This window comes from Lysinibacillus sp. GW823-FHT06C08 (genome assembly GCF_058795135.1).
In genome coordinates this window covers 71,604-96,448 of record NZ_JBXAHN010000010.1, presented here as the reverse complement: position 1 = coordinate 96,448, position 24,845 = coordinate 71,604, and the positions used below count along the sequence as shown (strand labels likewise).

Annotated in this window: 22 protein-coding genes and 1 riboswitch; of the genes, 16 read left to right on the top strand and 6 right to left on the bottom strand. The window is 37.2% G+C overall.

The genetic code is table 11. The annotated features are described in order from the left end of the window. Positions 1-124 precede the first annotated feature (124 nt). The 5 genes from AC1Q6O_RS19850 to AC1Q6O_RS19830 all read left to right on the top strand — a co-directional run bounded on the left by AC1Q6O_RS19850 (position 125) and on the right by AC1Q6O_RS19830 (position 5,850). Positions 125-928, top strand: coding sequence for an MIP/aquaporin family protein (locus tag AC1Q6O_RS19850; RefSeq protein WP_008173629.1), 804 nt, complete (start codon positions 125-127; stop codon positions 926-928). A 19-nt stretch (positions 929-947) separates the two neighbouring features. After that, the gene (gene glpK, locus AC1Q6O_RS19845) at positions 948-2,444 is read left to right on the top strand and encodes a glycerol kinase GlpK (protein ID WP_492402035.1); all 1,497 of its coding nucleotides are present in this window, start codon (positions 948-950) and stop codon (positions 2,442-2,444) included. A gap of 254 nt (positions 2,445-2,698) precedes the next feature. Beyond that, positions 2,699-2,935, top strand: coding sequence for a glycerol kinase (locus AC1Q6O_RS19840; protein ID WP_171365968.1), 237 nt, complete (start codon positions 2,699-2,701; stop codon positions 2,933-2,935). A gap of 43 nt (positions 2,936-2,978) precedes the next feature. Continuing rightward, positions 2,979-4,340 (top strand): trypsin-like peptidase domain-containing protein, encoded by a 1,362-nt coding sequence (locus tag AC1Q6O_RS19835; RefSeq protein ID WP_043989613.1) that lies wholly within the window; start codon positions 2,979-2,981, stop codon positions 4,338-4,340. A 313-nt stretch (positions 4,341-4,653) separates the two neighbouring features. Then, positions 4,654-5,850 (top strand): MFS transporter, encoded by a 1,197-nt coding sequence (locus AC1Q6O_RS19830; RefSeq protein ID WP_008173625.1) that lies wholly within the window; start codon positions 4,654-4,656, stop codon positions 5,848-5,850. A 75-nt stretch (positions 5,851-5,925) separates the two neighbouring features. Here AC1Q6O_RS19830 and AC1Q6O_RS19825 read toward each other — a convergent pair whose 3' ends face one another. Next, positions 5,926-6,129 (bottom strand): alpha/beta-type small acid-soluble spore protein, encoded by a 204-nt coding sequence (locus tag AC1Q6O_RS19825; RefSeq protein WP_008173624.1) that lies wholly within the window; start codon positions 6,127-6,129, stop codon positions 5,926-5,928. A gap of 187 nt (positions 6,130-6,316) precedes the next feature. On the opposite strand from AC1Q6O_RS19825, the gene AC1Q6O_RS19820 reads away from it, so the two are divergent. From AC1Q6O_RS19820 to AC1Q6O_RS19795, 6 genes are all read left to right on the top strand, one after another. After that, a complete protein-coding gene (locus tag AC1Q6O_RS19820; RefSeq protein ID WP_008173623.1) occupies positions 6,317-6,811 on the top strand; it encodes a YehS family protein in 495 nt (164 codons plus the stop codon). Between the two features lie 147 nt (positions 6,812-6,958). Beyond that, a complete protein-coding gene (locus tag AC1Q6O_RS19815; protein WP_043989610.1) occupies positions 6,959-7,153 on the top strand; it encodes a hypothetical protein in 195 nt (64 codons plus the stop codon). A gap of 176 nt (positions 7,154-7,329) precedes the next feature. Next, positions 7,330-7,415: riboswitch (cyclic di-GMP riboswitch) on the top strand. A gap of 106 nt (positions 7,416-7,521) precedes the next feature. Continuing rightward, positions 7,522-9,273, top strand: coding sequence for a methyl-accepting chemotaxis protein (locus AC1Q6O_RS19810; protein WP_089986802.1), 1,752 nt, complete (start codon positions 7,522-7,524; stop codon positions 9,271-9,273). Then, positions 9,263-10,015, top strand: coding sequence for an SDR family NAD(P)-dependent oxidoreductase (locus AC1Q6O_RS19805; RefSeq protein WP_239355300.1), 753 nt, complete (start codon positions 9,263-9,265; stop codon positions 10,013-10,015). The genes AC1Q6O_RS19810 and AC1Q6O_RS19805 overlap by 11 nt, the downstream gene beginning before the upstream one ends. Before the next feature lie 21 nt (positions 10,016-10,036). Continuing rightward, entirely contained in the window at positions 10,037-11,527 is a 1,491-nt protein-coding gene (locus AC1Q6O_RS19800) for a sodium:solute symporter family protein (RefSeq protein ID WP_090002982.1), read from the top strand. A gap of 143 nt (positions 11,528-11,670) precedes the next feature. Beyond that, the gene (locus AC1Q6O_RS19795; protein ID WP_492402031.1) at positions 11,671-12,351 is read left to right on the top strand and encodes a hypothetical protein; all 681 of its coding nucleotides are present in this window, start codon (positions 11,671-11,673) and stop codon (positions 12,349-12,351) included. Between the two features lie 62 nt (positions 12,352-12,413). On the opposite strand, the gene AC1Q6O_RS19790 is transcribed toward AC1Q6O_RS19795, so the two are convergent. Both AC1Q6O_RS19790 and AC1Q6O_RS19785 read right to left on the bottom strand, forming a co-directional pair. Beyond that, positions 12,414-14,108: a methyl-accepting chemotaxis protein gene (locus AC1Q6O_RS19790; RefSeq protein ID WP_492402029.1), complete on the bottom strand. Its 1,695-nt coding sequence runs from the start codon at positions 14,106-14,108 to the stop codon at positions 12,414-12,416. Positions 14,109-14,369: 261 nt separating this feature from the next. Beyond that, positions 14,370-15,365, bottom strand: a complete 996-nt coding sequence (locus AC1Q6O_RS19785) for a M23 family metallopeptidase (RefSeq protein ID WP_089986806.1) — start codon at positions 15,363-15,365, stop codon at positions 14,370-14,372. A 215-nt stretch (positions 15,366-15,580) separates the two neighbouring features. Here AC1Q6O_RS19785 and AC1Q6O_RS19780 point away from each other — a divergent pair, with 215 nt between their 5' ends. The 3 genes from AC1Q6O_RS19780 to AC1Q6O_RS19770 all read left to right on the top strand — a co-directional run bounded on the left by AC1Q6O_RS19780 (position 15,581) and on the right by AC1Q6O_RS19770 (position 20,256). After that, the gene (locus AC1Q6O_RS19780; protein ID WP_025115792.1) at positions 15,581-17,476 is read left to right on the top strand and encodes a PrkA family serine protein kinase; all 1,896 of its coding nucleotides are present in this window, start codon (positions 15,581-15,583) and stop codon (positions 17,474-17,476) included. A gap of 173 nt (positions 17,477-17,649) precedes the next feature. Then, positions 17,650-18,807 carry a sporulation protein YhbH gene (yhbH, locus tag AC1Q6O_RS19775; RefSeq protein WP_008173606.1) on the top strand — a complete coding sequence of 386 codons (1,158 nt, stop codon included), beginning with the start codon at positions 17,650-17,652 and terminating at the stop codon, positions 18,805-18,807. Between the two features lie 45 nt (positions 18,808-18,852). Further along, the gene (locus tag AC1Q6O_RS19770; RefSeq protein ID WP_089986808.1) at positions 18,853-20,256 is read left to right on the top strand and encodes a SpoVR family protein; all 1,404 of its coding nucleotides are present in this window, start codon (positions 18,853-18,855) and stop codon (positions 20,254-20,256) included. A 52-nt stretch (positions 20,257-20,308) separates the two neighbouring features. On the opposite strand, the gene AC1Q6O_RS19765 is transcribed toward AC1Q6O_RS19770, so the two are convergent. Next, positions 20,309-20,719, bottom strand: coding sequence for a hypothetical protein (locus tag AC1Q6O_RS19765; protein WP_107922556.1), 411 nt, complete (start codon positions 20,717-20,719; stop codon positions 20,309-20,311). A gap of 179 nt (positions 20,720-20,898) precedes the next feature. On the opposite strand from AC1Q6O_RS19765, the gene AC1Q6O_RS19760 reads away from it, so the two are divergent. Further along, on the top strand, positions 20,899-21,774 hold the full coding sequence (locus AC1Q6O_RS19760) for a radical SAM/SPASM domain-containing protein (RefSeq protein ID WP_008173601.1): 876 nt from the start codon (positions 20,899-20,901) through the stop codon (positions 21,772-21,774). Positions 21,775-21,806: 32 nt separating this feature from the next. Here AC1Q6O_RS19760 and AC1Q6O_RS19755 read toward each other — a convergent pair whose 3' ends face one another. Then, positions 21,807-22,196 (bottom strand): helix-turn-helix domain-containing protein, encoded by a 390-nt coding sequence (locus AC1Q6O_RS19755; protein WP_008173600.1) that lies wholly within the window; start codon positions 22,194-22,196, stop codon positions 21,807-21,809. Positions 22,197-22,415: 219 nt separating this feature from the next. On the opposite strand from AC1Q6O_RS19755, the gene AC1Q6O_RS19750 reads away from it, so the two are divergent. Next, complete coding sequence (locus AC1Q6O_RS19750; protein ID WP_492402026.1) at positions 22,416-23,084, top strand: restriction endonuclease subunit S; 669 nt, start codon at positions 22,416-22,418, stop codon at positions 23,082-23,084. 49 nt (positions 23,085-23,133) lie between these two features. On the opposite strand, the gene AC1Q6O_RS19745 is transcribed toward AC1Q6O_RS19750, so the two are convergent. Further along, positions 23,134-24,804 carry a ribonuclease J gene (locus AC1Q6O_RS19745; protein WP_089986810.1) on the bottom strand — a complete coding sequence of 557 codons (1,671 nt, stop codon included), beginning with the start codon at positions 24,802-24,804 and terminating at the stop codon, positions 23,134-23,136. Between the last annotated feature and the right edge of the window lie 41 nt (positions 24,805-24,845).

The following is a 24,845-nucleotide window of genomic DNA, read 5'->3' as shown; positions in this document are numbered from 1 at the left end:
TTCATACGCACGTGGTTAGGAAAAGGAACCCACATTTGTTCATCTACATGTATTAATGTAGTTTGATTGGATGTGGGTTCCTTTTTGTTTTCTATGGGCTATTATCACAAAGGGGGATTAAACTATGTCTACGTTTACAGCTGAGCTGGTCGGCACAATGATTCTTATTTTATTTGGTGGCGGCGTAGTAGCAGGTGCCGTGCTAAACAAATCAAAAGGCTTTGGTGGTGGATGGATCGTCATTACCTTTGCATGGGGGCTTGGGGTTGCAATGGCAGCTTATGCAGTAGGTGGAATCAGTGGTGCTCACCTAAATCCAGCATTAACAATTGCCCTTGCCACGATTGGAAACTTTCCTTGGGCAGATGTGCCAGCCTATATTGCTGCACAAATGATTGGTGCATTTTTAGGGGCTACACTTGTTTACTTTATGTATTTACCACATTGGCAGGCAACAGCAGATGCCGATGTAAAATTAGCGCCATTTTCCACAATGCCAGCTATTAAGCATCCTTTATCAAATCTATTATCAGAAATGATAGGAACATTTATTTTAGTTTTAGGAATTTTAGCTTTAGGTACAAATACTATTACAGATGGTTTAAATCCATTTTTAGTTGGTATGTTAATTATTGTAATTGGGATGGCTTTAGGGGGTCCAACAGGTTATGCCATAAACCCAGCTCGTGATTTAGGTCCACGTATTGCGCATTTTATTTTACCGATTGCAGGCAAAGGAGATTCTGGCTGGAGCTATGCATGGGTACCAGTTGTAGGTCCAATTATTGGAGGTACATTTGGTGCATTGTTTTTCCAACAAATATTTGAAGGGAAAAATAGTATTGCGTTTTGGATTGTTGCAGTAATTGTGATTGCTATTTTCATAGGAGCACAATTAACGGTTAAGAATGTTCAAGTAGAAGACTAAATTATTTGGAGGGATTTCTATGTCAGAAAAAAAATATATTTTAGCGTTAGACCAAGGAACTACAAGCTCAAGAGCTATTCTTTTTGATGAAACGGGTAAAATCGTACACACAGCACAACAAGAATTCCAACAACATTTTCCACATGCAGGCTGGGTAGAGCATCATGCAGAGGAAATTTGGTCATCTATTCTATCTTGTATTGCAACAGTGTTATCAGAAAAAGGTGTGAGTTCAAATCAAATTGCAGGGATTGGGATTACCAATCAACGTGAAACAACCGTAGTATGGGATAAACATACTGGCAAGCCTGTATATAACGCAATTGTTTGGCAATCACGTCAAACGAATGATATTTGTGAGCAATTAAAGGAAAGCGGTTACAATGATTTATTCCGTGATAAAACAGGTTTATTAATAGATGCTTACTTCTCAGGTACAAAAGTGAAGTGGATCTTAGATCATGTTGAGGGAGCTCGTGAAAAAGCGGAGGCTGGAGAGTTGCTATTCGGCACAATTGATACTTGGCTAATTTGGAAGCTATCCGGTGGAAAAGTACATGTAACAGACTATTCAAATGCCTCTCGTACATTGATGTATAATATCCATGATTTAAAGTGGGATGAAGAACTATTAGAAATTTTAACAGTTCCCGCCTCTATGCTACCAGAAGTACGTCCTTCTTCTGAGGTTTATGGCTATACAGAGGAGGCATTATTCTTTGGCTCTGCTGTCCCAATTGCGGGAGCTGCAGGCGACCAACAAGCAGCCCTATTTGGTCAGGCATGCTTTGAGGAAGGTATGGTTAAAAACACATATGGCACAGGTTGCTTTATGTTAATGAATACTGGTGAGAAGGCAGTGAAGTCAGATAATGGCTTATTGACCACATTAGCTTGGGGCTTAGATGGCAAAGTAACATATGCTTTAGAGGGCAGTATATTTGTAGCAGGTTCTGCGATTCAATGGTTACGTGACGGTTTACGTATGTTCCGTAATGCAAGTGAATCAGAGCAATATGCAACACGTGTAGAGTCAACTGATGGTGTTTATGTTGTCCCAGCATTTGTTGGCTTAGGAACACCGTACTGGGATTCTGATGTGCGCGGAGCTATCTTTGGCTTAACACGAGGAACTGCGAAGGAGCATTTTATACGTGCTACGCTAGAATCATTAGCGTATCAAACAAAGGATGTATTAGCAGCGATGGAGGCAGATGCTAATATTCCGCTAGCCAAATTACGTGTAGATGGCGGAGCTGTGGCCAATGATTTCTTAATGCAATTCCAGGCAGATTTATTGGATGTTCCTGTTGATCGTCCAATTATTAATGAAACAACCGCTTTAGGCGCAGCGTATTTAGCTGGCTTAGCAGTTGGCTATTGGCATTCGACAGAGGAAATCGGCAAATATTGGAATTTAGATCGTCAATTTACACCTAATATGAATAATGACCATCGTGATAAAATTTATGGAGGATGGAAAAAGGCTGTTGCTGCAGCGCAAGTATTTAAGTAAGCAAATCATTTGAGAGCCTGGGACATAACTAGCTTCAATTAATAGAGAAATCCGAATTCGAATGCATTCAAATTTGGATTTCTCTATTTTTTATGTTGTCTCCAGATAGCTCTTAACTAATGTCCAATGAGTCCTCAATTTTTCAATTATTTGAGCGAGGTCTTCCAATGCTAATTCCTTTTCATTTCCTTTGGCATGAATTCTTTTTCAAACAGCCTATCGTATAGCTGGTTTGACTTTTCAATCAGTCTGTTTTGCCATTTGCATTAACTATTGGTGCTCTAGCTACAGATACTGGTGGCGGGGTTCTTGTTTTTATGCACGGCTTTTTATTTACAAGCCCTACCATTATTCATACTTCTGATAAGTATTTCTTTTTATTTATATTTTTATTTGAGAAAGGTGAAGAAAACGTCCAATTCTTTATAGAGCTGTGTATTTTTGTGGTTAGGAATAGAGGATTTAGAGAGATGTCAGAGAATTGTATATAAGTACCATTATATGTAATGACATGCTTATAGGAGTTGTATGAAAATGGTTGTGACAACGAGACCGTTAAAAATTAAGTATAAAAAGTTAGCTAATCCTTTTCAGGAGTTTATGCAGATCAGTCCTAACAATAATGCCCTTACGAAGGAAGTAGTCTTTCTACGTTATATTGGTATACCTGATTCTGTAGATCTTTATAAAGAAGATATTTTAAAAATGGATGAGTATTTCACAAAGCAAAGCGTATTTTATTTACGACTACATAGGCTTGAGGTCATCAATAATAAGAAAGATGCAGATAGACTGTCAGAGCTTTGGGAGAATTGGCAGGTCGCTGCTGATAGTATGCAATTACTGTATGAGACATCTTTATGCGGTAAATTAGCGAATGATCAACTTGAATGGACAAAAAAGCTTAGCTTTAAAAACATTCTCCATCTTTTTAAAGAACAACAGCCGCATGCGAATGACACTTTACTAAAAAACTTTGCAGTTAAATTTTTATATTGGATGGATTATTATTTACCACAAATTTTTTCTAAGGAAAATCAAGCATCCTCTAAAATTGTTTTTATAGGTGACATTACGCAGCATGAATCATTATTCTTATATTTCTTATCGACACTTGGCTGCGATATATGCTATATGAATCCTAAAGGGGATATCACTAATTTGTATCCTATCATAGCAGCATCATCTAATTTGCAGAGTTGTCCTGATTGCTATGAAAAAGAATTCATAATCCCTAAAATGCTTTCGATGAAAAGCATACCACCACAACAACCGACGATTCTTCCAACCCCTAGTTCTAGCATGGTTACTTCAGAAGAGTGTAGTTATGAACAGTTGGCTTCTTTAGCGACGTCTGTTGTCATGATAAAGACATTTGCCGAGGATGGTAAGTTGTTATGTTTTGGCTCTGGAGTTGTTCTCCATCGCGATGGCTATATTTTGACGAACTTGCATGTAGTAGGTGGTGGGAAATATTATTCTGTGCTATATGAAAATGATTCAAATGAATATACTACGCATCAATTTGTGAAATATCATGATATACATGATTTGGCTATTTTGAAAGTGGACAGAACAGGCCAACCTTTACCTGTTAAAATGGATGGTCATTTAGTCAGAGGACAAAAGATTGTAGCGATTGGCAGTCCTCTCGGTTTATTTAATTCGGTCTCTGATGGAATTGTTGCGGGATTTAGAGATATACAAAAAATGTCTATGGTTCAATTTACAGCTGCTATTTCAAACGGAAGTTCCGGTGGTGCTTTACTGGATATGCAAGGGAGGTTGGTCGGTTTAATTACAGCTGGTTTTAATGATGGTCAGAATCTTAATTTGGCTGTACCGGCTCATGTCATCTATCAATTTGCTCAAAACTTTATTGAGTTACCTAGTTAGTTTCCACTATTCAACCATTGCTTTTTTATGCGTAATCTTATAGAATGTAGAACGGTATAAATGAACGAAATAAATCACCTTTAATACGGTCCAGAGAGGCTGAAAAGGGCTACATGATATTTTTAGGCTTATAATATCTTTGCTTTGGCATGCCCTTTTGTCTTCTCTGACTAAAGGGCTTTTATTTTTGTTCAAATACACCTCTTTTAAAGGAAGTCCCGTGAGGCTTCAAAAGAGAATGGACAAAACAACCATAATCCATTCACTCGAACGCTAAAAGAGAGAGACAACAAAAATCTGGAGGTTAGAAAGAATGGATTATCGAAAAAAAACCGTGGTCGCTTCAGTGGCCGGGTTAACGCTAGAAGGAATGGACATTATGTTTATTTCTTTTGCGATGACAATGATTATTGCAGAATTTAACATTGATCTGGCAACAGGTGGATTAATTTCATCTATCACGAATATTGGTATGCTTTTAGGTGGGATTATTTTTGGTGTGCTTGCAGATAAGTATGGTCGGGTAAAAGTGTTCACATATACCATCATATTGTTTGCAATCGGTACTGCCCTAACAGGAGTAGCAACAAGTATTGAACAAGTTTATGTATATAGATTTATCGCTGGACTAGGCGCTGGTGGGGAGTACGGTATCGGAATGGCGCTTGTCGCCGAGGCTTGGCCAAAGAATAAACAAGGAAGAGCCTCTTCATATGTGAGTGTAGGTGCACAATATGGGGTCATCTTAGCAGCTTTATTAAGCGCCATTATTTTACCGACACTAGGATGGAGAGCACTATTCTTTGTTGGCGTATTACCAGTAATCTTTGCCTTTATCGTACGAAAAAATCTTCATGAATCACCAGAATGGCTGGCGTCACAAAACAACCAAAGTAACAAAGAGAAAAAAGGGAAATTGGCACAGTTATTTGCAACACCTCGTGTCACTATGACGACCTTAACCTTAATATTAATGGCAACTGTTCAAATTGCAGGTTATAATGGCCTGATGATCTGGCTACCATCCATGCTCCAAAAATCGCAAGGCTTATCTGTTTCAAGCTCAGCATTGTGGACAATTAGTACTGCAGTCGGCATGATTATCGGCATGCTTACTTTCGGAAGATTTATGGATCGTTTTGGGGCGAAACGTGCATTTGGTATCTTTTTATTGGCTTCTGCATGTGCCGTATTTCTATACTCCTTTGCGACAGGAGCTGTAGCTATATTAATGGGTGGTGCAATTGTAGGATTCTTCTCTAATGGGATGTTTGCTGGCTACGGTGCATTAATTAGTAGCTTCTATCCAGTGCAAATTCGTAGTACAGCAACAAATACAATTTTTAACTTTGGTCGAGCAATAGGAGGATTTTCACCAATCTTTGTCGGCTATATTTTACAAAGCTATGATATGACAGTCGTTATGATTTACTTAGCAGCGTTATATGGCATTTCCTTTATGGTCATGCTAACGCTAAAAGGCTCGACTGAGGACTTGCAAAAAGCTTAATCCTATCCATTACAAAAGAACGAATTCCACTTCTTCAAAAGGAGAGGGATTCGTTCTTTTCTTGTTAGTTTTTAATTATAATAAACCTTTTGAACGTTTCTCAGCAATTTCCACGAGGCGTTTTGTAATTTCTCCTCCAACGGAACCATTAGCGCGAGAAGATGCTTCTGGCCCAAGCTGAACGCCAAACTCTTGTGCAATTTCATATTTCATTTGATTCACGGCTTCTTGTACACCAGGTACTAGAAGTTTATTTGAGCTACGATTATTATTAGCCATTATTCTCACCTCCTTGCATATAGAATGGTTGCCTACAAACTTTTCATACATTTTAAAAGAAGGAAACGCACACGCTAATTGCTAACAGCAACAACTTGTGGAAATCAAGCTAAAATGAGCAAACTGTCTGTTATAATAAAGCCTGGCTCTTTGCTAAAGAAGGTTGATTAAAAGGAGGAATTTATCAATGACGAATAATGATATTCTCATTCGTTTACGCTACGCGTTAGATATAAAAAATGTAGATATGGTGGAAATATTTAAGCTAGGTGGCATGGTTTATACGAAGGAAGAAATATTAAACATGCTTCTTAAGGTTAATGATGAGGAAGAAGCACCAGAAGAATACATCAAATGTAATAACAAAATGGTAGAAGCTTTTTTGAATGGATTCATTACTTTTAAAAGAGGTCCTCAAAAGCCAAAGGAAGGACAGCCAGAAGGTCCATTACCTGTCTCGGGGAAAGAAAGCCCAAATAATATGCTTTTAAAGAAAGTGAAAATTGCCTTAGCTTTAACAACGGAGGACATGCTTGAAATATTATATGATGGTGGTATTAAAGTAACAAAAGGTGAATTAGGTGCGATCTTAAGAAACCCAAGTCATCGCAATTATAAAGAATGTGGCGATTCATTTGTTCGTAATTTCTTAAGAGGCTTAACATATAAATATAGAGAATAATGTACTAATATAGCGAGAATCAATCATAAAGTACCATTTTTTTCTTTTAAACTAGTTGACAATTTGTGACGGAATTGTGTACAATCAAATTATCACAAAATGTTCACAAAAAAGATGAAAAATGTTCACAAACAAAGGGGTGCTTGTATGATTTATTTTGACATCTTATTAGTAGCTATTGCATGTGTTACAATGCCTTTTATTGTTGCGGTTATGCTAGATATTTTTTATGCAGAACGAAAAAAAGTTCGTTTTTCATTAAAACGTACTTCATTATGGTATGTGGCTATGTTTGCTCTATCCTTTATACCATCTGTATTACTGATTACACAAAACGTATAAATTATTCAAACACTTAGGGGTAAGTGGAAAAATATGCAGCTGTGACATGAATCCATGTTGTAGCTGTATTTATTTTGTCCAATAAATTCGAATAACTAGTAATGAAGTAGTATAAAATATGTATATTTTAAATTGGTAGCATTGACTACTTTTTCCCATTGTGTTAATTTTGGGAGGGGAAAGATAGGCAAATTTACTAAAAAGTAAAGATGCAAAGCTACAGGTCTAAGGGAATAAGTACTTAGATGGCTAGGTTGCAAAAGAGTGCTAGTTGTATCCTTTAAATTCTAGTTTTAGTTCTTTTTATGCCTATTTCTTTCGGAATAGGCTTTTTATTTGCAAAAAAACGTATAAGGAGGAAAAAAGTCATGAATTTATGGAAAAACATCTCATTAAAAAACAAACTTTTATTGACGGTTTCCATTGTTGTGTTATTGCTTATAGCCGTCATCACTACTCAAAGTATTAAAGAATTAAACAATCGAATGACTGTTGATTTGGAACAAGAATTAAAAAGTGTTGGTTTGTTAACAGCGATGAATTTAGATAGTAATGAAGTGAAGGATTTATTGTCTGAAAAAGGAGAAACGAACGCCAAATTTACGAAGGTACAAAAGCAACTCGATATGATTCAAGAACAACAAGGTATTATGAGTTGGAGTTATATTTGGGATGTACAGGATGAGGGTGGGGTCAATCCGATTGGCTATACATCTAATTTGAATGAGGTCTATGAAGCAGGAGAAATTTTTACCGATTTAGCGAATGAGCATGTAGAAACAGCAAAATTAGCTATTCAAAATAATAGTACGGAAGTAACAGATATATTCGAGGATCCTTTTGGTTCCTGGAGAACAGTTTTCAGCCCCATTCACGATGATAATGGGCAATTGATAGCGCTATTAGGAATTGATTACTCTGCGGACTATATCAATACCATTATTAAAGCAAGTGTTATTAAGCAAATTGTCATTGCAATTATCGGAATTTTAATTTTATTAATATTAGTTTACATAATTATAGATCGTTTATTAAAGCCACTTCAAAAGGTGGTAAATGTAGCAAACCAAGTAGCAAATGGGGAGCTAATAAATGTTGATTTAGATATTACTAAAGATGAAATCGGCAATTTATCAGCATCTATTCAAACAATGGTTGCCAATTTACAACATATTATTTTAAACATCAGAAATACTTCGAATCACGTATCTTCAGCAGCGACTCAATTAACGGTCAATGCTGGTGAGACTTATAACAGCTCTACTAATATTGCCAATGATGTAAAGCAAATTACCCAAAATGCAGAAGCTTCTATGACAATGACAGAGGAAACAGCTGCTGCTATGGAGGAGACTGCAACTGGTATCCAACAAATTGCTGACTCGGCTAATACAGCGGCAGAATCTTCTATTTCGGCATCACAAGCATCTGAACGAGGCAATCAAGTTGTGCATCAAGTTATTGCACAAATGGAATTAATCAATGATTCAGTTGAGCAAATTGGCACTACGATTAACGGCTTACATGTTAATACTAAAAAAATTAGTGACATTGTCAGCTTAATTACGGCTATTGCGGACCAAACAAATCTTTTAGCATTGAACGCAGCCATTGAAGCGGCACGAGCAGGGGAACATGGGAAGGGCTTCGCTGTTGTAGCTGATGAGGTGAGAAGACTAGCTGAGCAATCCTCACAGTCAGCAACTGAAATATATAATTTAATTAGTTCGATTCAGTCAGATTCCAATGCCTCTCTTACTGTTATGGAAAAAGGAAAAGAAGATGTAAAAGTAGGTATGACATTTACTAATGAGGTGGGAGAAATCTTTAAGGAAATTCTTTCTTCCTCAGAAGAAGTGGCAAATCAAATACGTGAAATTTCGGCAGCCTCTCAGCAAATCTCTGCCTCCTCGGAGGAAGTGGCTGCATCTGTTAATAACATTAAACAATCTGCAGAATTATCGGCTGATTTTTCTTCTAATGTTTCTAAATCTACACAAGAGCAGTTAACGACAATGCTGGAAGTGAAAGATGCTTCCTCAGCTCTTGGGCAAACAGCAGAAGAGCTTCAAGCACTTGTGACAAAATTCAAATTGGAGAGTGATCAAGATGAACATTGATTTTACAGGCAAAAATGTTTTAATTACTGGCTCTAGTAAAGGGATTGGCAAAGCCATTGCATTAGGCTTTGCCCAACATGGGGCTAATATTTTAATCAATTATATTGGGGATGAGCATGAGGCAGAGGCAGTTCGTATGGAGGCTGAAAAGTTTGGTGTTAAAGCAATGACCTTCCATGCAGATGTTTCTAAATCTCAGGAAGTGCAAGACATGTTTCAATATATGGACAAGCATTTAGGAGAAATAGATATTCTTGTGAATAATGCTGGGTTTGCACAGGCATCCAGCATTACTGATTTGACGGATGAGCAATGGGACAAAATGATTAAGGTTCATTTATATGGATGTTTCTATAATTGCCGTGAAGCTGCTAAAAGAATGAAAGAACGTGATACAGGGAAAATCGTTAATATTTCTTCTGATATAGGGAGCTTAGGCTGTGAAGAATTTACGCATTATTCTGCCGCTAAAGGTGCTATTAATGCTTTTACAAAAGCTTTAGCTAGAGAATTAGCACCATCTATACTTGTTAATGCAGTAGCTCCAAGTGGTACGTTTACGGACATTTTAAAAGAGTTTGGGGACAACTATGTGGAGGAAGAATCGGCAAAATACCCATTAAAACGTTTAGCACAGCCAGAAGAAATCGCCAAAAGTGTGCTATTTCTAGCCTCTCAGCATGCTAATTTCTATACAGGTCAAATATTAACACCTAATGGTGGCGTTGTAATGAACGGATAATGGAAACTAAGGAGTACGAGCATGCTAAATATAATCATCTTTAGCTTATACTTACTATTTATTTATTATATTGGCTATAAAGGGTACAAGCGTGTCAACACAGCAGAGGATTTAATTGTTGCTGGATGGAGTATGCCTCTTTCTGTTGTCACAGGAAGTTTAGTCGCGGCTTTATTAGCTGCTCCATTCTTTTTTGCAGCAGTTGGCTCAGGCTATACGAGTGGTGGCTTTGAAGGTTCAGCAACAATGGGTGGCTTAGGAACTTGTATGATTCTTGGTGCACTCATTTGGACAAAGCCACTACGTCGTTTAAAGGGCTGGACATTAGCAGATTACTATGGCTTGCGCTATGGTAGTAAAAAGCTAGGCGCCTATACAGGTGTTGTAATGGCCATTGCCTTTGGTGTATTTAATGCAGCAGCATTAACAGTCGGTGGTACATATATTATTCAGCAGCTATTACAAATTGACTTCATTCCTGCAGCACTTCTATTTGTATCGTTAACAGCTATCTATTCGGTTATAGGTGGTTTATGGGCAGTCGCTTATACAGAAATTGTACAGGGTGCACTTGCTGTAGCAGGAATTCTAGGAATTACTATCTTTATTTTATTTTACTATCCAGATGTGACCTTTAATCCTGAGTGGTGGAATATTCATACATTGTTTGAGAAAGCGGGAGCCGAGTTTTGGACGCTATATCTTGTCTTAGCACTTGGAGACATTCCAGCAGTTGATCTTGGTCAAAGAGTAGCAGCGGCGAAAAGTCCAAGAGTAGCTCAGCGCAGTATGATCATTGCGGGGACTATAGTTATAGCAATCAGTTGGATTCCAGGAATGTTGGGTGAAGCTTTCAAATCTATTTATCCTAATAGTACTAACCCAGAAACATTAATGCTTACCTTTGCACAAGGTTATTTCCCACCGCTTTTGGCAGCCATTTTTTTAACGGCCATGGCAGCTATGGGGATGTCCACGGTAGCTGCATGCTATGTAGCGACTTCGGGGATTGTCACAAAGAACATTTATTTAGATTTTATTAATCGTAACCCTGATCCTAAAAAGCTGCTAAGATTTTCACGTGCTGTCATTCTATCAAGTGCTTTACTAGGGCTAGTGTTAGCGATTAGCTTTCAAAAGGTTATTGATTTAGCGTATTTAGCATGGGATGTTATTTTTGTAACGATATTCTGGCCAATCGTTTTAGGACCATTTTGGAAACGTGTGAGTACACCTGCTGTATGGGCAAGTATATCCGTTGGCCTAATCTATTACATTGTGACTTCATTGACATTTGTGCCTAGTTTGACCATCCAATCAGAAGGATTCCTTGGTCTATTAAATGAATTATGGCAGGCACCGGTATTTTCCGGCGTTGTTATTACGGGGGTTACTATTGTAGTCGTAAGTCTACTAGTGCCACCATCACAGCATGTACTTGAGATGCACAAAATAGAAAAAGATAAAACGCTAGACGACGTAAGCAGTAAAGAGGAATTAGTCGGTCGCTAATAGAGAACATGAGATCCTTGTACATTCATCGATCTCATGTTTTTTATGTTGGAGAAATAAGTATGAAAAGATAGATTCATGAATAGATTGCTAGTACATTAAACTATTTTTCTAGCGATTATCTTCATAAAGGCGGGATATGAATGAAAATTATTTTCTTCATTTTGTTAGGGATCATCTATCTTTTTCTAGCAAATGCGATTGAATTAGCCATTATTAAGCAGCTCTTTTTTTTAATTGGTTTAGCTTTAGTGAGTATAGGAATTATTCGTTATATAAAAGAGCGTTATGTGGAATCACAAAAGTATGCGCAATTGAAGGAAGCTAGTGAGGAGGAGATGAAGGCGATCCCACACACTCAATGCTTATTATCAGAGGACGCTTTAAAGGGGTTATTGCTAAATGAACATACAAATATGCTCATCTTCGCTCAAAGAGAAGAATTAGAGGAAGAACTTAAAATAATAGAAATTCCGTTTAGTAAAATCTATGAGGTAGCTATGATGGAGGATGAAATGTTCGTCCTCCGAACTAAAAATTACTTAATGAGCGGATCGTTGCTAGGCGAAGAGGAAGATTTTGCAGAAGAAGAGGAAGAAGATGATACTGATACTGTTTCACAACTATCATTAAAGTTTGTAGTCGATCATTTATCAGAGCCTATTTTAGAGTATATATTTATGGATCAGGGGGAACATCCTATAGCGAGAGATGAGGAAGAATATGAAGAAGCAATGGAATTATGTGAGAAATGGTTTCAAAAGATAAGTGTTATTATTAAGCGCCATGAGCTGGAAAGAGTGCCAATTAGACATTGGCAATAATGAAAAGATAAAAAGCTATCTCAAATCTAGAAAAAATGGAGATAGCTTTTAACATCGTTGTTCTAAATTTTAAACTGTTTTAATTGGCCACTTAATTCCTCAGCTAATCCAGCGAGCTGATTAGCGCTTCGAGCTATTTCCTCCATAGTAGCGGCCGTTTCCTCCACAGTCGCTGTCGTTTGTTCAACTCCAGCAGCGGATTCCTGTGAAATAGAGGCCATTTCATCAATAGAAGCATTGATCGATTCTGAACCATCAGCTAGTTGATTTAAATTATCGGAAATAGTAGTAATATTATCAATCATATCCTCTACAGCACTCGATATTTGTTCAAATGTTTCACTTGTTTGATCAAGCTGTGCTGTTCCTCTTTTGACTTCCTCATAGCCTGTCTGTAAGGCGGTAGTGACAGTACCTGTCTCACCTTGAATACGGTTGACGATTGTTGAAATATCAGTCACTGAGAATTGTACTTGTTCGGCAAGCTTGCGGACCTCATCTGCTACAACGGCGAAGCCCTTTCCATGTTCACCTGCTCGTGCCGCTTCAATAGCTGCATTTAAAGCAAGTAAATTGGTTTGGTTGGAAATATCATCTATCACAGAAACCAGTTTGGAGATTTCAGCAGACTGATCATTTAAATTTTCAACCTTTTTCACGGAATCTAACATGATTTCATTAATAGCGGCCATTTGTTGTGTAGATTGAATCATTAAGTTTTTGCCACTAATCGTTAAATCTTGAACCTGGCTAGAATGCTCTTTTAGCTCAGTACCTTCTTGTGTTGTTTCTTGAATACTACGTTTGAATGCTGTCATCGTTTCTGCTAAATCACCTGTTGTAGAGGCTTGCGTTTCTGTGCCAGAAGCTAGCTCCTGCATAGTCACTGTAATTTGTTCAGTACCTGCCTGTACTTCATTGGAAGATTGCGCTAGCTCCTCGCTACTTGCTGCTACAGTTTCAGAAACCGTATAGATGGATTGAATGGTTTGCTTTAATTGAACATTCATCTCGTTTGCTGAAGACATTAACGTTCCAATTTCATCGCGTGTTTTTACAGTTAATGGGTCAAGCTGTAAATTACCATCTGCTAGTTCCTTCATACGATTTGCTACTACCTTAATGGGCTTGGAAATCGTACTAGCTGTAACAATGGCGATTAGAATACCAATAATCGTTAAGATAGAGCTGAAAATAATACCGATCGTACGATTGGTAGAGCTCGTTGTTACAACATCATTACCAACAGCTGTAATAGCTTCTTCACGGTCATTAGCTAGCTGTTCATAGCCATTACGTACGTTCGACACGAGATTTTGTGTATCCATTAAATTTTCTAAAGCTAGTTCCTTATTGCCCTTTTGATAGACATCGAATACTTCTGTCTTCACAATTTGGCTCCAATCACGTGCAAGTTTTACAGTTTTAGTGCGTTCCTCGGATGTATCATATTTGTCTAGAAGCGCATTATTATCCTCAGCTATTTGACGATACTCATTAAACGTTTCCTTATATTTTTCATCACCGGTTAACACATAGTTTAAGGCTGCTGACAATCGGACACTCATAGAGAGTGCTAAATTGTTACTTGCATTGAGTACTACTAAATCTTCCTTTACTAAAGCCTTTGCTTGTTTCTCCATAGCTGTATTGGAAGTGTAAGTGTAAGCTGTAAAGCTAACGACTAAAACTAACAAAAGTATAAATGCACTTAAAATTTTTGCTTTAAGTGTTTTAAACTGATAAATGCCTTTCATTTCCCCATCCCTTTACCTAACTCCATATAGAGTATTTTGAATAACAACTTTTATTTTATAACTATTTAGATAGATTAATAAGCCATTTGGTAAAAATAATTAAAAATAGTTTTTTAGTTCAACAGTATAATTATTTTTCTTTTACGAATAGTAAAATATGTATAGCTGACGGATGGTTGATTAAAATAATTATGCGAAATTTCCTAATGGCAAAGAAAAAACACCTGAAGCAAAATGCCTCAAGTGCCTTGAATCATATATTTATTGTTTTTTACTTTTTGCCAGTCGCTCCCACTGTAGTAAAGAAGGATAAGGATCAAATGCCCATTCAGTTCTTCCATTAAATTTGTAGATGCCATAATGGAGATGAGGTGGGAATTTTCCAGATGTACCTTCTTTGCCGTAACCAGAGCTTCCGACATAGCCGAGCACAGTGCCAGGTTCCACAATTGTGCCTACTTCAATATCCTTATGATAACTTCCAAGGTGGGCATAATAGTGATAAGAGTTATGATTATCACGAATGCCGATACGCCAGCCGCCAAATTGGTTCCAACCTTTTACTTCGACCACCCCATAGGAGGTAGATAATACAGGTGTTCCATAATTGGCAAAAATATCGGTTCCCTCATGTATACGACGTCCACCCCAACCTCTATTGGCCCCCCATGTTCCTCGATAGCTGTAAGTAGAGCGGATATTAAGTGGGAAAGTATGGGCATCAAGCTCGATGGTTTTATAATGTCTGTATAAAGTAGAAATGGTAAATATTTGATTCACTGCTTCTTCGCTGCCGTAGTACTCCCATAAGGCTAATTTAAAATCCTCATCAGTTGTTCCATATTTAGCTAAGTAACTGGCCATTGAGAAGATGACATCCTCATCGTCCTTAGGGCTAGCAATGCCATCATTATTACCGTCTAGACCCATTCCTCCAAAATAGCTAATGGTTTCGGGTTTGCTGTCTTCCTTTACAGGATTTAATGCGCCAGACCAATACTCATCAGAAAATTGAATGGACAAATAGCCATCTCGCTTAGGGATATCTTTTCGAACGGATTGTAAATTTCTCTCATATTGATCAATAGCAGCTAAAAAATGCCAAGGAATGAGCAATTCATCAAATTGTACATAATAAGACATACGCTGCTGCATAATTTCTTCTTCCGTCGCCTCCTCCTTTGCAAACGAGGCATTCGGGTAGAGTGTAATTCCTAAAAGTATGAAAGTTAAAAGAAATGTAAAATGACGACGCAATGATGGACCTCCTTTCTAAAGTTTAGAATAACCGAAATTTTTATCTTCATTCCAGAAAGCTTTTTCCTTACGATTTAGACAATGTTTTCCCGGTTTTTTTGGTAATAAAAAAATCAATAATAAGAAGAAACTTCACGAAAGAAAAAGTAATCGGTATCATCATGTCATTTGCTTCATACTATGTTATAAATCAAGCCCTGAATGGAGGGAAGGCTATTAACATTTTAGATAAAGTGAAAAGCTATCGCGAAGAAGAAAATAGGCTGAAGTGGGAAGGCACATTTGCAGATTATTTAAACATTATTAGGGAAAGACCTGAAGTTGCACAAACAGCCCATTCACGCGTCTACAATATGATAAAAAGTGCTGGTGTAGAGGAACGCGATGGGCAAAAAATGTACAAATTTTTCGGACATGAAATTTTTGGGCTTGAAACAGCAATTGAAAGACTGGTGGAGGAATATTTCCATCCAGCAGCACGCAGGTTAGATGTTAGAAAGCGTATTTTATTATTAATGGGACCAGTTAGTGGTGGTAAATCAACAATTGTTACTTTATTGAAACGCGGGTTAGAGCAATATTCTCGAACAGACGAGGGTGCGGTCTACGCAATTAAGGGATGTCCAATGCATGAGGACCCATTGCACTTAATTCCACATCATTTGCGTAATGAATTCTTTGAGGAGTATGGCATAAGAATTGAAGGAAGTTTATCGCCTTTAAATACGATGCGTCTTGAAAAGGAATACGATGGACGTATTGAAAATGTAATGATTGAACGAATTTCTTTTTCAGAAGATAAACGAGTAGGGATAGGAACATTTACACCTTCTGATCCGAAATCGCAGGATATTGCCGATTTAACAGGAAGTATTGATTTCTCCACAATCGGTGAATTTGGTTCTGAATCAGATCCCCGTGCATATCGCTTTGATGGGGAGCTCAATAAAGCCAATCGAGGAATGATGGAGTTCCAAGAGATGCTGAAGCTGGATGAAAAATTCTTGTGGAATTTATTATCTTTAACACAAGAGGGTAATTTCAAAGCGGGAAGATTTGCATTAATTAGTGCGGATGAGTTAATTGTAGCTCATACAAACGAAACCGAATATCGATCCTTTATTTCTAATAAAAAGAATGAGGCATTACATTCCCGTATTATTGTTATGCCTATTCCGTATAACCTAAAGATGAGTCAGGAAGAGCATATTTATGAAAAGATGATTAAAGAGAGTGATATGTCCCATGTTCATATTGCGCCGCATGCTTTAAAGGCCGCAGCAATCTTTTCGGTTCTTACAAGATTGGAAGTTCCGAAAAAACAAGGTGTGGATCTGATTAAGAAAATGCGCTTGTACGACGGAGAAAATGTGGAGGGATTTAATTCCGTTGACTTAGAGGAACTGAAAAAAGAGTTTCCTAATGAAGGCATGAACGGTATTGATCCGCGCTATATTATTAATCGTATTTCATCGGCTATTATCCGTAAAGAAGTGCCATCTATTAATGCATTAGATGTTTTACGAGCTTTGAAGGATGGATTGGATCAGCATGCTTCCATTTCTCAAGAGGATCGTGAGAAATACATGAACTATATTGCGGTTGCCCGCAGAGAGTACGATGACATTGCGAAAAATGAAGTACAGAAGGCTTTTGTGTACTCCTATGAAGAATCAGCGAAAACATTAATGAATAATTACCTTGATAATGTAGAGGCATTTTGTAATAAAAATAAATTATTTGATCCGCTTACTGGGGAGGAAATGAACCCAGACGAAAAATTAATGCGTTCGATTGAAGAGCAAATCGGCATTTCAGAAAATGCTAAAAAGGCATTTCGTGAGGAGATTCTCATTCGTATTTCTGCCTATGCACGAAAAGGCAAACGTTTTGACTATAATTCTCACGAAAGATTACGAGAAGCCATTCAAAAGAAATTATTTGCCGATTTAAAAGATGTAGTGAAAATTACAACCTCATCAAAAATGCCGGATGAATCGCAACTCAAGAAGATTAATGAGGTAGTCGCAAGACTTGTTGATGAGCATGGTTATAATACAACTTCTGCTAACGAGTTGCTGCAATATGTAGGAAGCCTGTTGAATCGATAAACAACTTTTATTGTTCCAAGTCAGATAGGAGTGTCCCAATTTGGGCACTCCTTTTACTATCAAAATGAGGGGTTTTTATGGAATGAATTATTGAATTTATAAAAAACGTTCAAGAAAGTACTTCTCAAGCATAGTATAGAAAAAGCGAATTTGATAGATGGGTGAGGATAAAAATGACTGAACACGAAAATAAACGCTTTGTTATCTCTCAGGAAAATTGGTCCCTCCATCGTAAAGGACACCAGGACCAACAAAGACATATGGAAAAAGTGAAAGATGCGATTAAAAACAATTTACCTGATTTAGTTAGTGAAGAAAGTATTGTGATGTCTAATGGCCGCGAGGTTATTAAAATACCTATAAGGTCACTTGATGAATTTAAAATTCGATATAACTATGATAACTCTAAGCATGTAGGGCAAGGACAAGGAGATAGCAATGTTGGTGATGTAGTGGCACGAGATGGCAGTAAAGCCAACCAGACTCAAGGTAAAGGAAAAGAAGCAGGTGACAAGCCTGGCCAAGATTATTATGAAGCAGAAGTCAGTCTTGAGGAAATTCAAAACGTCTTATTCCACGAGCTGGAGCTACCTAATTTGCAGCAGAAGGAAAAGGCAGAAATCGTCACTGAAAAAATAGAGTTCAATGATATTCGCAAAAAAGGGTTAATGGGTAATGTGGATAAAAAGCGCACCATTTTAAATGCATTAAAACGCAATGCGATGCATGGAAAAGCTGAAATTACACCTATTCATAATGATGATTTACGTTTTAAAATATGGGATGAAGTAGTAAAGCCAGAATCAAAAGCAGTAGTGCTTGCCATGATGGATACGAGTGGCTCAATGGGAGCATTTGAAAAGTATTGTGCTCGCAGTTTCTTCTTTTGGATGACAAAGTTTTTACGTTCCAAATATGAAACGGTTGAAATTGAGTTCATTGCCCACCATACAGAGGCAAAGGTAGTTACCGAAGAGGAATTTTTCACAAAGGGAGAAAGTGGAGGAACTATTTGTTCTTCGGCTTACAAAAAAGCACTGGAATTAATTAAGGAAAAATACTCTCCATCACGCTACAATATTTATCCTGTTCATTTTTCAGATGGTGAAAATATTTCAATGGATAATGAAAAGTGCTTGAAACTAGTGGCTGAATTGATGGATGTATCCAGCATGTTCGGGTATGGAGAAGTCAATCAACATAATCGTTTCTCGACACTTATGTATACCTATAAAAAAATTGATGATCCGAAATTTAGACATCATATTTTGAGAAAAAAAGGCGATGTCTATGATGCTTTAAAGAGTTTTTTCAAGAAAAATGAGGAATGATAGGGAAGTTGTATTAGTATCAACGTTCAAGGGAGGGGGCGTAAAATGGACACAAAAGAGCTTCAGCGAGCAATAGATGAAATTACCGAAATTGCCTCAGGCTTTGGCTTAGATTTTTATCCAATGCGCTATGAAATTTGTCCAGCAGATATTATTTATACATTCGGCGCCTACGGAATGCCTACTCGTTTTTCCCATTGGAGCTTTGGTAAGCAATTTCATAAAATGAAGCTTCAATATGATTTAGGGCTTAGTCAAATTTATGAGCTCGTAATAAATTCTAACCCATGCTATGCATTTTTACTTGATACAAATACGTTAACGCAAAATAAATTGATTATTGCCCATGTTTTAGCACACTGTGACTTCTTTAAAAATAATGTGCGTTTCTCCAACACAAGAAGAGATATGGTAGAGAGCATGACAGCTACGGCTGAACGAATTGCCGGCTATGAAAGAGAATACGGTAAGGATGAGGTTGAGCAGTTTTTAGATGCCGTTTTAGCGATTCAGGAACATATTGATCCATCTATTTTAAGACCGAAGTTATCTTGGAGTGAGGAAGATGAGCAAGAGGAAGAAAAGGCTCCAATAAAATCGCCATATGATGATTTATGGAGCTTAGAAGAAAAAGATAAAGTGTATAAGCCAATTAGACGGAGATTAAAGCAGTTTCCACCAAAACCAGAAAAGGATCTTTTATTATTTCTAGAGGAACATAGCCGCGAGCTGGAAGATTGGCAACGAGATATATTAACAATGATGCGTGAAGAGATGCTTTATTTTTGGCCACAATTAGAAACGAAAATAATGAATGAGGGTTGGGCATCTTTTTGGCATCAACGAATTATGCGGGAGTTGAACCTAACAACTCCAGAAACCATCGAATATGCCAAGTTAAATGCAGGAGTTGTGCAGCCCTCTAAAACATCCATTAATCCATATTACCTTGGCATTAAAATTTTTGAGGATATAGAAAATCGCTATAACAACCCGACTGATGAGATGAAGCGGTTAGGTGTACAGCCGAACACAGGACGGGAAAAAATATTTGAAGTAAGAGAGGTTGAGTCAGATATTTCCTTTATTCGTAATTATTTATCAAAAGACTTAGCGAAGCGTGAGGATTTATATTTATTTCAAAAGAAAGGAAATGAATATCGGATTACTGACAAAGATCATGAGATAGTTCGAGACCAGCTTGTTTCAATGCGGGTTAACGGTGGATTCCCATATATTTTAGTAAAAAATGGTGATTATTTACGGAATGGGGAGCTCTATTTAATGCATGGCTATGAAGGCATGGAGCTAGATCCTCACTATTTAGAAAATGTACTACCGTATATATATCAGTTGTGGGGTCGTCCCGTGCATTTAGAGACATATGTGGATAGTAAACCGATGTTGTATTCCTATGATGGTACTAAAAACTATAAACGAAATGTTTAACAAAAAACTTCTATCTGTTGAGTGTGACAATGAACAGATAGAAGTTTTATTTCTATTTTTCCGTTAATAAATCATTGTCCTCTTCATGGCTTTCACTATGATTAGAGGAGGAATGAATATCGCTATCAGTGACTAAGCTGTCTCGTACCTTTATACCTTGCTGTTCACCAGCCTCGTTGTTATCACTCCCAGCTATACCGCTACGGCGATTCCCATCTGCAAACTGAGAATTTACATTACGTGTGTGACTGCCATGACTAGCATTTTGCCCACCTTGATTGGCATTTGTCCCCACATCCTCATTGATTTGTCCTCCGCCTTCAGCATGTTGCTCAAAATGGAAGTCTGTATTTCCTATATTGAATGTAAAATTGAATGTAATATGGTTTCTAGCATGTTTTTCAGTAGAATCGTTTTCAGGTTCCTCAGGTTCATTAAATTTTCTAGAATTGAAATTTTGCATCGTTTGTCCTCCTTTCGACTATTCATACTCATACTAATAAGATATTACAGTTTTTAAAGTCCATTTGTATGTGTAACCATATTCACTAGAGAGAAGCACTCGTTTTTTGCTATCTATCCTATAAATTTGTTAAAATGAATGGGATTTGAATACAAGGGAACTGGAACGGTGAAGGAAAGTTGAAAACATTTAAAAAGGTTTATATAGAAATAACGAGTGTTTGTAATTTAGCATGTAGTTTTTGTCCGCCTACTGAACGTGCAAAGGGACTCATAAAAGTAGAGCAATTTAATAAAATATTGGACGAAATCCGACCACATACAAAATATATTTATTTGCATGTAAAGGGAGAACCTCTTTTACATCCACGGATTGATCAGCTGTTGGATGCGGCTCATGCGAAAGGATTTAAGGTTAATATTACAACGAATGGTACGTTAATTAAGAAAAACCGTGAAAAAATATTAGGGAAACCAGCATTACGTCAAATAAACTTTTCTCTACATAGCTTTGATGGACATGAAGGTTCGGAAAACAGAGAAAAATATTTAGGCGATATTTTAGACTTTGTACGGGAGTCTAGAGAATACAAAACGATTATTTCCTACCGCTTATGGAATTTACAACAAGATCACGTTTCGGATGTTGCAGCACGTCGCAACCGCGAAACATTAGAAATACTAGAAAATGAGTATAATCTTGATTATCGCATCGAGGAAAAAGTAGAGCCTGGTAAGGGTGTGAAAATCGGCTCGAATATTTATTTGAATCAGGATCATGAATTTAGATGGCCAAGCTTGCTGGAGCCAGAAGATGAAGGCAAAGGCTTTTGTCACGCTCTTCGTAGTCAGGCTGCGATTCTTGTAGATGGTACCGTTGTACCTTGCTGCTTAGATGGCGAAGGGGTTATTAATTTAGGTAATGTTCATGAAAAATCGTTCTCAGAAATAGTGGATGGGGAACGTGCCAATAATATAATCGATGGCTTTTCAAGAAGAGAGGCTGTTGAAGAGCTTTGTAGAAAATGTGGCTATCGTCAAAAGTTTGGTATGTAATCATTTATATAGGTGAAGAAACAGCTCCAATGTCATTGACCATTGGGGCTGTTTTTCTTTGACTGTGAATCAATCGTATTTAAAAAATCCTTTGTAATACGAACTACATATTTAACCTCGTCTAAATTGCGTTCTCTTAATAATGATCGATGAATGTCTAGCATGAGGTTCTTTTCCTCAATATCAGTAACGCCAGATAATTTTTGAAAATTAAAAAGCTCCTCAGGAGGAATATCTAGTGCCTTCATAAGTATTTCTAATGTACTTAAGGTTATATTAGATTGTCCGTGTTCAATATTGGAGACTCTTCCTTTACTGAAACCCAATTTCCCTGTTCTTTCGGCCACTTCTTCCTGGCTTAGCCCCTTCGATAATCTAATAATACGGAGTTGTTCACCTACTAGCTTTAAAAAATCTGACATATGATTCACCTCTATGTTAAAAGCTAGTGAAAAATAGTGGAAATGACTATACTATTATAGTGGTATAATAGAGAAAAAGTTACATTAAAATGGTACAATTTTAGAGTAGCCACTTTCCTTAGTCAAATGGCCTAATTGAAGCTTTTAGAAGTAGATCGAAAGTGAATGTTTATAGAGTAGTTTACAAAGTAGAACATAAGATTGGAGGATGAAAGCAAGGTGAAGTATTTGTTAGAAGAGGTAGCAAAAATTAAAATGGGTAAAATGTTCACGAGTGAAAAACGCTTTACTAGGGAAGGCATTCCTTATATAACCGAAGAAGCGCTAAAGAAATTATCGCTTGAAGATGATACTAGTCGTTTGCCAAAGGTTGATAGTACATTGAAAGAACAATACTCTTTTTCATTGGTACCAGCTCAAAGTATCCTTCTAAATAAAACGAATTTAAAGGAGACGAGTATATATCAATGTAAAACAGATGTATGTATTAGCCATGAAATCATTGCAATCATACCGAATGAATCGATACTAAGCAGTGACTATTTATTTCATTTTATTAAATGGTATCAACATAATAATAAAAAATGTGATGACTATCGTTTAATGATTGAGTTACCTTCTATAGTCATTCAGCATCAAGTAGTTCAAGTATTAAATGCTGTTCAACAATTATTAACGAATAAGGATTATTTAGTTACTGCAGTTAAGAATCTACCAAAGCATTTTGATAATACTTCTAGACAAGCGAAGCATCATTCTAACAGCTTATATCAAGGATTTGAGCAGTTGCATTATCTTTATATAGCTATGCTAAATCATATTTTTAATGGTGATTATTTGCATGATTTTCCAGAATATCATGCGTGTCAGAGGTTATGTAGCCATTAATATAAAGCAGTCGGTGCGTAGTGGATTTATTAATCCTTGCACCGACTAATTATATTTCAATAATGATGGGTAAAATCATAGGTTTTCGTTTTGTTTGTGTAAATAAATACTGACCCACAGCTTTTTTTATTTCTCGTCTTAAGACATGTATTTGTCTACTTTCTTGCTGCAACTCGTTGATTATTTCTTTGGTCAGCACATTCACTTTATTCAATAGCTCTTCGAAATCCTTTGCAAACACAAAGCCACGAGAAATAGTATCAGGCTCTGAAATAATAGCACCGTCTGCTTTGCTAAGGGTTAAAACAATAACCAACATTCCATCCTCAGAAAGCTGCTTGCGATCACGCAGGACAATACCTTCTACTTCACCTATGCCGATTCCATCCACATACGTATCCCCAGATGGAACTTTGCGTGTTTGTCTCGCTGTCGCATTTTCAATATCCACAACATCTCCGTTTTTCATAATAAACGTATGGCCCTTTTGAACGCCAACAGACTCAGCTAATAAACGGTGCTGATGCAACATACGGAATTCGCCATGAATAGGAATAAAAAATTGTGGTTTCATAAACGTCAGCATAAGTTTTAAATCTTCTTGATAGCCATGTCCTGAAACATGCATTCCCGTATGATTGGAAGAACCATATATGACTTTTGCGCCAAGCTGAAACAAATGATCAACAATGCGAGAAACTCCTTTTTCATTGCCTGGAATAGGAGACGCTGCGAGAATAACCATATCATCAGGTAAAACCTTTACTTCCCGATGGTTACCATTTGCTAAACGTGCGAGTGCTGCTAATGGCTCTCCTTGACTGCCAGTACATAGAACGACTACCTCCTCTGGGGGAAGGTATTTAACTTCACGCGCATCTATTAACAGATCATCTGGAACAAATAAATAACCTCTTTCAATAGCGACATCTACAACATTTACCATACTACGACCTAATAAAGCTAGCTTTCGATTAGCGGCAATGGTTGCATGCACAATTTGTTGAATACGATTAACATTTGAGGCAAAGGTTGAGATGATAATTTTACGCTCGGCATGGAAAAAGGCCTCCTCAATATGATGACCAACAAGTTGCTCAGAGGGCGTTAAGCCTGGTCGTTCGGCATTTGTACTTTCTGATATTAGAACGAGCACTCCTTTTGATCCAATTTCTGCCATTTTATGAATGTCTGCGAATTGGTTATTCACAGGTGTTAAGTCGAATTTGAAATCGCCAGTATGCACTACATTTCCTTCAGGAGTGGCAAGGACGATTCCTAAGCAATCGGGTATGCTATGGTTAGTTCTAAAGAAGCTTACATCAATTTCTCCCAAATGGAGTGCTGAGTCAGCCTGAATTTCAATTAAGTCAGTTTCTCTGAGCAGCTTATGTTCTTTTAATTTTAATTCGATCAGCCCTAAAGTGAAGCGGGTAGCATAAACAGGAACGTTTAATTTTTTTAAGAGATATGGAATACCACCAATGTGATCTTCATGTCCATGCGTCACAATTAAAGCTTTAACTTTTTCTTTATTTTCAAGCAAATAGGTGATATCAGGGATGATCAAATCAATACCGAGCAAGGTTTCATCTGGAAATTTTGCTCCGCAATCAATAAGAATCATATCATCTGCATATTGAACTACATACATATTCTTGCCAATTTCATTAATACCACCTAAGGCAAAAATGGATAATAACTGTTTCTTTGTGGACAAAGTACTCCCTCCTAAAGTTGTAACTCCATCTAATAATTACT